Below are 8589 nucleotides of genomic sequence, written 5' to 3' on the forward strand. Positions count from 1 at the left end.
CGGTCCGATATCCGCTCACTCGCAGGCGCCTTGACCTGCCCCACCCTCGCCACACCACAACCAACGAGACACCGACCACAAAGTCACCGGCATTGAGCCTAGTACCGCACCGGCGGGCGCCGTGACGGTGGCTCGGGTCGGTCGGTCGACCTCGACCTCGACGGCGCCGGGATGGGACCGGACCGCGACGGTGCCGGGATGGGACGGGACCGCGACGGCCTCGACCCGACGTACGCGTCCTGGGTCCGGAGGTAGGGCCACCTGCGGGGTTCGGTTTTCCGAACCCCGAATTGGGGGGCCAGCCCAATCGATCGTGCGGCCGTTCATGCCCAGGATGGAGGGCATGAACGGGATGACGACAGCCGCCGCGGCGGCGAGCGGCGAGGTGGCGGGCGCGACCCTGACCGGGGACGGGCTGCACCGGGAGTACGGGCGGGGCACGGCCGCCGTCCGGGCGTTGCGGGGGGTGTCCGTGGCCTTCGCGCCGGGGACGTTCACGGCGGTGATGGGGCCCTCGGGTTCCGGCAAGACGACGCTGCTGCACTGCCTCGCCGGGATGGACCGCCCCACCCGGGGCACCGTCCGCTGGGGCGGGACGGAGGTGTCCCGGCTGCCCGAGCGGCGGCTCGCGCAGCTGCGCCGTACCAGGGTGGGGTTCGTGTTCCAGGCGTTCAACCTGATGCCCGCGATGACCGTCGCGCAGAACGTCGAACTTCCCGGGCGGCTCGCGGGGGCGCGGCCGGACGGGGCGCAGGTGCGGGAGGCGCTCGCCAGGGTCGGCCTGTCCGGGCGGGAACGGCACCGGCCCGGGCAGCTGTCCGGCGGCCAGCAGCAGCGGGTGGCGATCGCCCGGGCGCTGGTCGCGCGGCCGGCCGTGCTGTTCGCGGACGAGCCGACCGGCGCGCTCGACCGGGCGACCGGGCACGACGTCCTCGACCTGCTGCGTTCCGGTGTGGACGTGGACGGGCGGACGTGTGTGATGGTCACCCACGACCCGGTGGCCGCCGGCTACGCGGACCGGGTGCTGCTGCTGGCCGACGGGCTGCTGGTGGACGAGCTCGACCGGCCGACCGCCGCACAGGTCGGCGAGCGGTTGAGCCGGCTGGGCGGGGGAGCGCGATGAGCCCCGTCCTCTCCCTGGCGGCCGGTCAGATCCGGCGCCGACCGGCCGCCTTCGCCGGGCTGGCGGTGGCGCTGTTCCTGGCGGTGGGGACGGTGACGCTGTTCGGCTCGCTGGTCGCCGCCCAGGCCATGGCCTCCGCGGTGGCCCGCCGGGCGGTGGCCGGGCCGGGCCTGCTGCTGATCGCGGGGGCGTTCGGTGAGATCGCCGTCCTGGTCGCGCTGTTCGTCGTGGTCAACGCGCTCGGCTTCACCCTCCGCCAGCAGCACCGCGACCTCGCCCTGCTGCGGACGGTCGCCGCGACACCCCGTCAGGTGCGTCGGCTGGTGCGGGCCCAGGTCGCGGCGACCGTCCTGCTGATGGCCGTGCCCGGCGGCGCGGCGGGCACCCTCGCCGCCCGGGGCTTCCTCGCCGCGCTCCGACGGCGCGGGCTGGCCGCGCCCGGCCTGCGGATCCCCGGGACGCCGGTGCCGATGCTGGTCGCACTGGCGGTGGCGCTGCTGGTCGGCCTGGCCGCCACCGCCCTCGCCGCCCGACGGATCACCCGGCTCACCCCGGCCGCCGCGCTGACCGCCGACACCTCGGGCCAGCGGCGCACGGGCGTGCTGCGGGTGCTGGCCGGGCTGGCCGTCCTGGCGGGCGGGGTGCTGCTGCTGCGGCTCGCCGCCACCAGAGGGGCCGGTGAACTGGACAAGGCGGGGCAGGCGGCGATGCTCGGCTCGCTGGTGCTGCTGGTCGCCCTCGCCCTGCTCGGGCCGCTCGCCGCACGGGCCGTGGCCGCCGTGCTCGGCGCGCCGGTACGGGTGCTGGCCCCCGGGGCGGGCTGGCTCGCCGACGCCAACCTGCGCGGCTACGCGGCCCGGCTCTCCTCGGCCGTGGTGCCGGTCGCGCTCCTGGTCGGGCTGTCGGGCACCATGTTGATCATGACGAGCACCGCCGAGCACGTGGTCCGTACGACCGGCGCCGCGACCAGCGTCACCAAGGTGACGGACGTCTGGCTCCGCGAGGCGGAACTGGGGATGCTGGTCTGCTTCGCGGCCGTCTCCACCGTCAACACGCTGGTCGCCCTGACGGCCGACCGGTGGCGCGAGTTCGCGCTACTGCGCCTGGTCGGCGCGACCAGGCGGCAACTGCTGCGGATGCTGTCCGTCGAGGCGGCCCTCACCACGGCGGTCGGCGTGCTGCTGGGTGCGGCGGTGGCGGCCGTCGCCACGGGGGCGTTCGCCCGGGCGGTGACGGGGTCGGTGCTGCCGGTGGTGCCGGGCGTTGCGTGCGGCTGGGTGGTGGCGGGCGCGGCGGGGCTGACGGTACCGGGAATCCTGGGCGCCGGCCTGCGGGCGATCCGGGGGCGCGCGGTCGAGGCGGTCGGCGGTGAGCGGGGGTGAGCGGGGGTGAGCGGGGGTGGCCGGGCCCTTCGCCAGGTGCGGTGGGGCCGGGTCGAAGCCGCCTGGGTGTGTCGTCGAAGCGGTGAGTGGTGAGTGGTGAGTGCGGTGAGCGTGGTGAGTGGGAGTGGTGAGGTGGACGGTGGCTGAGCGTCGGCGGTATCTGTCGGTGCGCGGCGGCGAGTTGGCCTTCGCGCTGCTCGGGCTGCCGATCGGGGTGCTCGGCGGGGTCTACGCCGTGGCCGTGCTCTACGCCGGGGCGTTGCTCTCGCTCACCGTGCTCGGGCTGCCGTTCGTGGTGGCCGCCCTGGCCGGGGCGCGCGGGCTGGGCGGGCTGCACCGGCGACTGGTCGGGCGGCTGCTCGGCGAGCGGGTGTCGGCCCCGGGCGCGCTGCCCCGGCCGTCCGGGGCGATCGCCCGGGGCCGGGCGGTGCTGACCGACCCGGTGGCCTGGCGGGCGCTGCTCTACCTGCTGCTGAGGCTGCCACTGGGGGTGCTCGGCTTCCTGGTCGCGGTCGGACTGCCGCTCAGCTGCGTCTGGTTGGTGGGCTTCCCGCTGTGGGTGCGGCTGCTGGAGCCGGGGCCCAGACCGGTCGGCTGGCTGGACGTGGCCGGGGCCCCGGCCGGGCTCGCCGTACTGGCGGCGGTGCCGGCGGTGCTGCGGGCGGTGAGCGCGGCCAATCGGAGCCTCGCCCGGCTGCTGCTCGGCCCGGTGCGGTCGCAGGAGCGGGTGCGCGAGCTGGAGACCGCCCGGGCCACCTTGCTCGCCGAGAACACCGACCGGTTGCGCCGCCTCGAACGCGATCTGCACGACGGGACGCAGGCGCAACTGGTCGCGCTCGCCATCACCCTCTCGTTGGCCGACGACGCCCTCGGTGCGGTCACCGGTGAGGCCGTTGGTGAGGCCGTTGGCGACGCCCAGCCCGGGCTGACCAGGCTGCCCGGCCCGCCCGGCGCTCCGGACACCGAGCGCCTGCGCACCCTGGTCGACCGGGCCCGTCGGCAGACCGACGACACCATCGCGGAACTGCGCCGGCTCACCCGGGGCATCCACCCGGTGGCGCTGGACGGCGGCCTCGCCCAGGCGCTGCCCGGGCTCACCGCCACCGCGCCGGTGCCGGTCACGGTACGGCTGGACCTGAGGGAGCGGCCGGACGCGGCGATCGAGCAGGCCGTCTACTTCTGCGCGGCCGAGTTGCTGACCAACGTCGCCAAGCACAGCGGCGCGGCGGCGGCGGAGCTCGCGGCGAGCGCAGCCGACGGGCGGGTGCGGCTGACGGTGCGCGACGACGGCCGCGGGGGCGCCGCCCCGGGCGGGGGCTCCGGCTCGGGCTCCGGTTCGGGTTCGGGCCTGGCGGGCCTGGCCGAACGGCTCGTGGCGGTGGACGGGGTGCTGCGGGTGGACAGCCCGCCGGGCGGGCCGACGACGGTCACCGCCGAACTGCCGAGCCGCCTGTGACGGGTGGCCGCGGCGCGGCCGTCCACGGAACCGCTGCTCCCGGCTCAGCCGCCGGTTTCGGCGAGGTAGGTGAGGACGGCTTTGACGCGCCGGTTGTCGGTTTCGGTCGCCGACAGGTCGAACTTGGCGAAGACGGCGGCGACGTGCTTCTCCACCGCCCGCTCCGAGACCACGAGCAGCCCGGCGATCGAACGGTTGGAGTGGCCCTGCGCCATCAGCTCCAGTACCTCCCGTTCGCGCGGGGTGAGCGCGTCGACACGGTTTCGCCGCCCGCCGTGCATCAGGCCGTTGACGATCTCCGGGTCGAGCGCCGTGCCGCCGGCCGCCACCCGGTGCAGCGCGTCCACGAACTCCGAGGTGCGGGCGACGCGTTCCTTGAGCAGATAGCCGACGCCGGCGGCGCCACCTGCGAGCAGCCGGGCCGCCCAGGCGGTCTCGGCGTGCTGGGAGAAGACCAGGATGCCGACCCCGGGCGAGGTGGAGCGGAGCTCGACGGCGGCGCGGATGCCCTCGTCGGTGTGGCTGGGCGGCATCCGGATGTCGACCACGGCCACATCGGGCCGGTGCTCGTCGACGGCGGCGATCAGTTCGGGGGCCGTCCCGGCGGTGGCGACCACGGTGCACCCGCGCGCGGTGAGGAGTTCGACCATGCCGTCCCGGAGGATCACCGAGTCCTCGGCGAGGACGACGCGGAGCTGCTTCTCGATCATGTCGCCATTATCGGCGGTGGCCGGTCCGCCGCCGGTCGGCGCCCGGCCGCCCGGGGCCGGCTGTCGGCCGGCTCCGCCGTCCAACTCGCCGCCCGTGCCGTGCGGCTCCTCCTCCTCCTCGCCCTGCCCGACGGCTCGCTGCGCGGGGCGTCGGCCCCTTCGTCAGAATGGTATTGACGGTGCGTCAGTGTTCGTCCCCCTGCTGTCCGCGCCAGGCGTGGACGCCGGGGGCGACCTCGACCACCTCGAACGGGTAGGCGTCCCGGACGAGTTTGAGCAGGGCGCGCTGCTCGTCCAGCCAGCCGGGGGCGGGGGACAGGACGACCCGGAGGGTGACGCCGGAGTCCTCGGCGTCGGAGACGGTCACCCAGAGGCCGCCGGGTCGCCCCGGCTCGATCCGCAGCTCCGGGCCGTGCTCCTCGTCCAGCCAGCGCACCGCCTCGCGTCGCGCCAGACGTTCCAGGGCGGCTTCCCACTGCTGGAGTTGACGTCCAGTCACCAGTGTGACGAACTGCCCGCGGGCCGAGTCGGCGGTGACGGTGATCTCGCAGTCCAGCCAGTCGTGGCCGAGCAGGGAGCCCGGTGCGTGCCGCCCCAGCACCCGCACCCGTACGCTCCGCCCGCCGGTGCGCCCCTCGTGCCCGGTGGCGTCGTCGGTGCCGGGGCGGTCCGTCAGTCTGATCAACTCGTTCTGGTGCGAAGCGACTTCACGCACTGTGTACTCCCGGTCACTGCGAATCCAAGGGCTGACATCCTCGCGCAGGTGTTCGTCCGGTGCCAGTCCGTGGGAGGGGTTCGTCTCCGGCGCGCCGACGGCCCGCCCGACCGTGGAGGTCGGACGGGCCGGGTGGGGCGGTGGTCGGCTGGTGGTCCGCGCTGCTCAGGGCTGGTCCGCCCTGGTCGGGACCGGCCGGGACTGGTCGGGGCCGGCGCGGGTCGACGGGAGTCCGTCGGCGCCCGTCAGTGCCCGTCGGCGCCCGTCAGTGCCCAGCGGCGCCGGTCACCGCTGGTCGGCGTGGCCGGTCAGGACGGTGGTGAAGATCGGCTCGCCGTTCTGGTGGCCGGTGACGGTGGTGGTGAGGGCGTCCGGGTCGTCACCGGGGGTGTGCCGGGCGGTGATCGTGGTGGCGGCGTCGTGCTCGGCGTACCGGTGGTAGGTGGTCGCGGCGGAGGCGGGGATGACGGTGGCCGGTGAGACGAGCGCGTTGGTGGCCTGGCGGGCGGCCTCCAGTAGGACCATGCCGGGAATGTGGTCGTTGGCGTGGTCGAAGAGGATCGGGTGCCAGAGGTCGGGGGTGAGGTGCCAGGTCCCGGGTGCGTCGGCCGGGGTCAGGACGACGTCGCAGGGGCGGATCCGGCCCACTCGGCCCGGGGCCAGCGGCTCGCCGGAGACGGCGGGCGCCGGGTCGACCTCGCGGCGTGCCCCGCGCAGCCGCCGGTAGGTGGAGTCCGGCACGGTGGTGAACCGGGCGTGTCCGGTGGCGGCGAGGTGGGCGCCGCGTCGGATGACGGTGCTGAGGGTGAAGTCGATGGTGGTGCCGGCCCGGCGCGGCTGTGGGACGAGTCTGGCCTCGATGGTGAGGTCGGTGGGCGCCGCGCCGATGAGCAGTTGGCGGGGGCGGGTGGTGTAGTCGAGGTTCCACATCATGAACTTGTGGTCGAGCGGGACGCCGAACCGGGTGTGCGCGAGGTAGAGCCCGGCTTGGCGGATCGTTTCAGCGGCCTGGATCGGGTCGTGCCGGGTTCCGTCGGGGGTGGTGAAGAAGGTGTGGGCGCGCGGCCACTGCGCGGTGACGGCGAAGGTCGTCTCGTTCAGCTGCTCGCTGCCGGTGAGGAAGACCTCGGCGTGACAGGCCCGGTGGACGTACTCCTTGGCAACGGTGCTGGTCAGGCGCGGTGCCGGTCCGGTCGGCACGGCCGGTCCGGCGGTGCGGCCGGGGGTGGTGCCGTGGTCCGCGCCGGCGACGCGGGAGATGGCGGGGGCGCGGTAGGCAAGCAGGGTCATGGGAGCGCTCCGGAAGGCCGTGGCGGGCGGGGTGGGCTGCTCAGGGCTCGTAAGATACGTACCTTCCGGTTTGGTTTTCAAGGAGCCCGAACGAAGGTTCGTTGGCGGCCGAGCGTGGTTGGGTGGTCGCTCCAGGTGCCGCGCGATGGCCGTCCGGGTGGCCCGAACCTGGGGTGGATGCCGTCTGGCCTGCAAAGGAATCCCCAAAAGTGGGGTGACAGGTGCATTATCACGGCGGGCCGTTTTCGGTGGGATGCGGCCGGAAGTGGGGAGCTGGATTCCGGCTCTGTCGGCCGGGGGAGGGGTGGCGGTCGCTTTCCCGCCCTGTAGCGTCCACGCGGTTTTCCTTCACTCGAAGGCGGGTGCATGCGACCTGGGGGCGAGGGATCGCCGGTTGACCGGCGGGTAAGATACAGGGTGTTTGGTTTTGTTTGCCGAGCGTTTCGGGCGGGGTGGTTGCGGTGGTGCGGCAGGAGCGGGCGATCCGGACGCGTCGGCTGATCCTGGAGGCGGCGGCCTCGGTCTTCGACGAGCACGGGTACGAGGGGGCGACGATCGGTGAGGTGGTCGCCCGTGCGGGTGTGACCCGGGGTGCGGTGTACTTCCACTTCGCGTCGAAGCGGGAGCTCGCGCAGGGCGTCGTGGAGGAGCAGTTCGGTCGGGACGAGATCCCCGAACGGCATTGCAAGCTCCAGGAGTTCGTCGACCTGGGGATGGTCGTCGCCCATCTCATGCCGGGTGACCCGCTGTTGAGCGCGGGCGCGCGGCTCTCGCTCGGCCAGGACGTGTTCGGCGACCTCAGCGGCGGTGCCACGCCCGGGTGGATCGCCCGGCTGGAGGCGGTGCTGACGGCGGCCGGCGAGCGGGGCGAGCTGCTGCCGCACGTGCTGCCGGCCGAGACGGCGTGGCTGATGACGGGCGCCTGGACGGGCGTGCAGATCCAGTCCCAGAAGATGTCCGGCCGGGCGGATCTGGAGCGCCGGGTGGCCGTGCTGTACCGGCACGTGATGCCGAGCATCGCGGTCCCCGGGGTGCTGGCCGCGCTGGATCTGGGCTCGGACCGTGGTGGGCGGGTGGTGGCCGAGCTGGCGGCGGCCCGTGCTGGTGGCGCCTGACGGCTTGCGCCCGGGGCTGACGCGGCGGCACTTGTGGCGGCGGTCGGTCCGGTCGGTCGCCGCAGTCCGGAGCTCGATGGTCCGTTCAAAAACAAACAGCTCGTTCGGTTTTGTATTGACAAACCGTCCGTCCTGTTTTTGGATGAGCACCTGGTGCTCGGCTGTGCGGTAGCCGCAGCGCCGGCCGGCCGGTGGCCGTCGGGGTCGCCGATCCGTCTGGATTGGGGTGGACGTCATGGAGATCCGGGTGTTGGGGGCCTTGGGGGTCCAGGTGTGCGGGGTGTCGGTGGTGCCCTCGGCGCCGAAACCACGGCAAGTGCTCGCCCTGCTGGCCCTGCGCGCCGACCAGGTCATCTCGGCGGGCGTCCTCGCGGAGGAACTGTGGTCCGGCCATCCGCCACGCAGCGCGCGCACCACCGTCCAGACCTACGTCCTCCAACTGCGCGACCTCATCGACCGGGCGCTCGCCCACCGCGATGACGCCGGAGGAGCGTGCGGAGCCAAGGACGTCCTGGTGACCTCGCCCGGCGGCTACCGGCTCGACAGCGGCGGCGGACTGGTCGACCTCCAGGAGTTCGACCGCCTCGCGGGCCTCGGCTACCGGGCCATGGACGGCGGCGACTTCCCGCTCGCCGCCCGCCAGTTGGGCGAGGCGCTCGGCCTGTGGCGCGGTCCGGCGTTCGCCGACGTCCCGCTCGGCGGTCAACTCGCCGTCGAGGCCAAGCGGTTGGAGGAGACCCGGCTCTGCGCGCTGGATCAGCGGATCGAGGCCGACCTGCGGCTGGGCCGCCACCGCGT

8 protein-coding genes are annotated in these 8589 nt (G+C 74.3%); 5 read left to right on the plus strand and 3 right to left on the minus strand.

Annotation, left to right across the window (positions count from 1 at the left end; genetic code table 11):
- The first annotated feature begins 352 nt into the window (after nt 1-352).
- The 3 genes from AB0P03_RS40250 (at nt 353) to AB0P03_RS40260 (ending at nt 3961) form a co-directional block, all read left to right on the plus strand.
- Nucleotides 353-1123 (plus strand): ABC transporter ATP-binding protein, encoded by a 771-nt coding sequence (locus tag AB0P03_RS40250; RefSeq protein ID WP_363633693.1) that lies wholly within the window; start codon nt 353-355, stop codon nt 1121-1123.
- Nucleotides 1120-2505 (plus strand): FtsX-like permease family protein, encoded by a 1386-nt coding sequence (locus tag AB0P03_RS40255; protein ID WP_363633681.1) that lies wholly within the window; start codon nt 1120-1122, stop codon nt 2503-2505. The genes AB0P03_RS40250 and AB0P03_RS40255 overlap by 4 nt, the downstream gene beginning before the upstream one ends.
- A 139-nt stretch (nt 2506-2644) precedes the next feature.
- The gene (locus AB0P03_RS40260) at nt 2645-3961 is read left to right on the plus strand and encodes a sensor domain-containing protein (RefSeq protein ID WP_363633683.1); all 1317 of its coding nucleotides are present in this window, start codon (nt 2645-2647) and stop codon (nt 3959-3961) included.
- A 44-nt stretch (nt 3962-4005) separates the two neighbouring features.
- Here the strand turns inward: AB0P03_RS40260 and AB0P03_RS40265 are convergent, their stop codons facing one another.
- The 3 genes from AB0P03_RS40265 to AB0P03_RS40275 all read right to left on the minus strand — a co-directional run bounded on the left by AB0P03_RS40265 (nt 4006) and on the right by AB0P03_RS40275 (nt 6676).
- On the minus strand, nt 4006-4671 hold the full coding sequence (locus AB0P03_RS40265; RefSeq protein WP_363633685.1) for a response regulator transcription factor: 666 nt from the start codon (nt 4669-4671) through the stop codon (nt 4006-4008).
- A 184-nt stretch (nt 4672-4855) separates the two neighbouring features.
- Nucleotides 4856-5386, minus strand: a complete 531-nt coding sequence (locus tag AB0P03_RS40270; RefSeq protein WP_363633687.1) for a DUF5959 family protein — start codon at nt 5384-5386, stop codon at nt 4856-4858.
- Nucleotides 5387-5671: 285 nt separating this feature from the next.
- Nucleotides 5672-6676 carry a ScbA/BarX family gamma-butyrolactone biosynthesis protein gene (locus tag AB0P03_RS40275; protein WP_363633689.1) on the minus strand — a complete coding sequence of 335 codons (1005 nt, stop codon included), beginning with the start codon at nt 6674-6676 and terminating at the stop codon, nt 5672-5674.
- A gap of 461 nt (nt 6677-7137) precedes the next feature.
- On the opposite strand from AB0P03_RS40275, the gene AB0P03_RS40280 reads away from it, so the two are divergent.
- The gene (locus tag AB0P03_RS40280) at nt 7138-7791 is read left to right on the plus strand and encodes a ScbR family autoregulator-binding transcription factor (RefSeq protein ID WP_363633690.1); all 654 of its coding nucleotides are present in this window, start codon (nt 7138-7140) and stop codon (nt 7789-7791) included.
- Nucleotides 7792-8026: 235 nt separating this feature from the next.
- On the plus strand, nt 8027-8589 hold a 563-nt coding region (locus tag AB0P03_RS40285; RefSeq protein WP_363633691.1), incomplete at its 3' end, for an AfsR/SARP family transcriptional regulator.

The organism is Kitasatospora sp. NPDC088779 (assembly GCF_040685395.1).
Taxonomy (GTDB): domain Bacteria; phylum Actinomycetota; class Actinomycetes; order Streptomycetales; family Streptomycetaceae; genus Kitasatospora.

Coding starts and splice junctions, on each gene's coding strand:
- AB0P03_RS40250 (WP_363633693.1), top strand. CDS start 353: ATGACGACAGCCGCCGCGGCGGCGAGCGGCGAGGTGGCGGGCGCGACC.
- AB0P03_RS40275 (WP_363633689.1), bottom strand. CDS start 6,676: ATGACCCTGCTTGCCTACCGCGCCCCCGCCATCTCCCGCGTCGCCGGC.
- AB0P03_RS40265 (WP_363633685.1), bottom strand. CDS start 4,671: ATGATCGAGAAGCAGCTCCGCGTCGTCCTCGCCGAGGACTCGGTGATC.
- AB0P03_RS40255 (WP_363633681.1), top strand. CDS start 1,120: ATGAGCCCCGTCCTCTCCCTGGCGGCCGGTCAGATCCGGCGCCGACCG.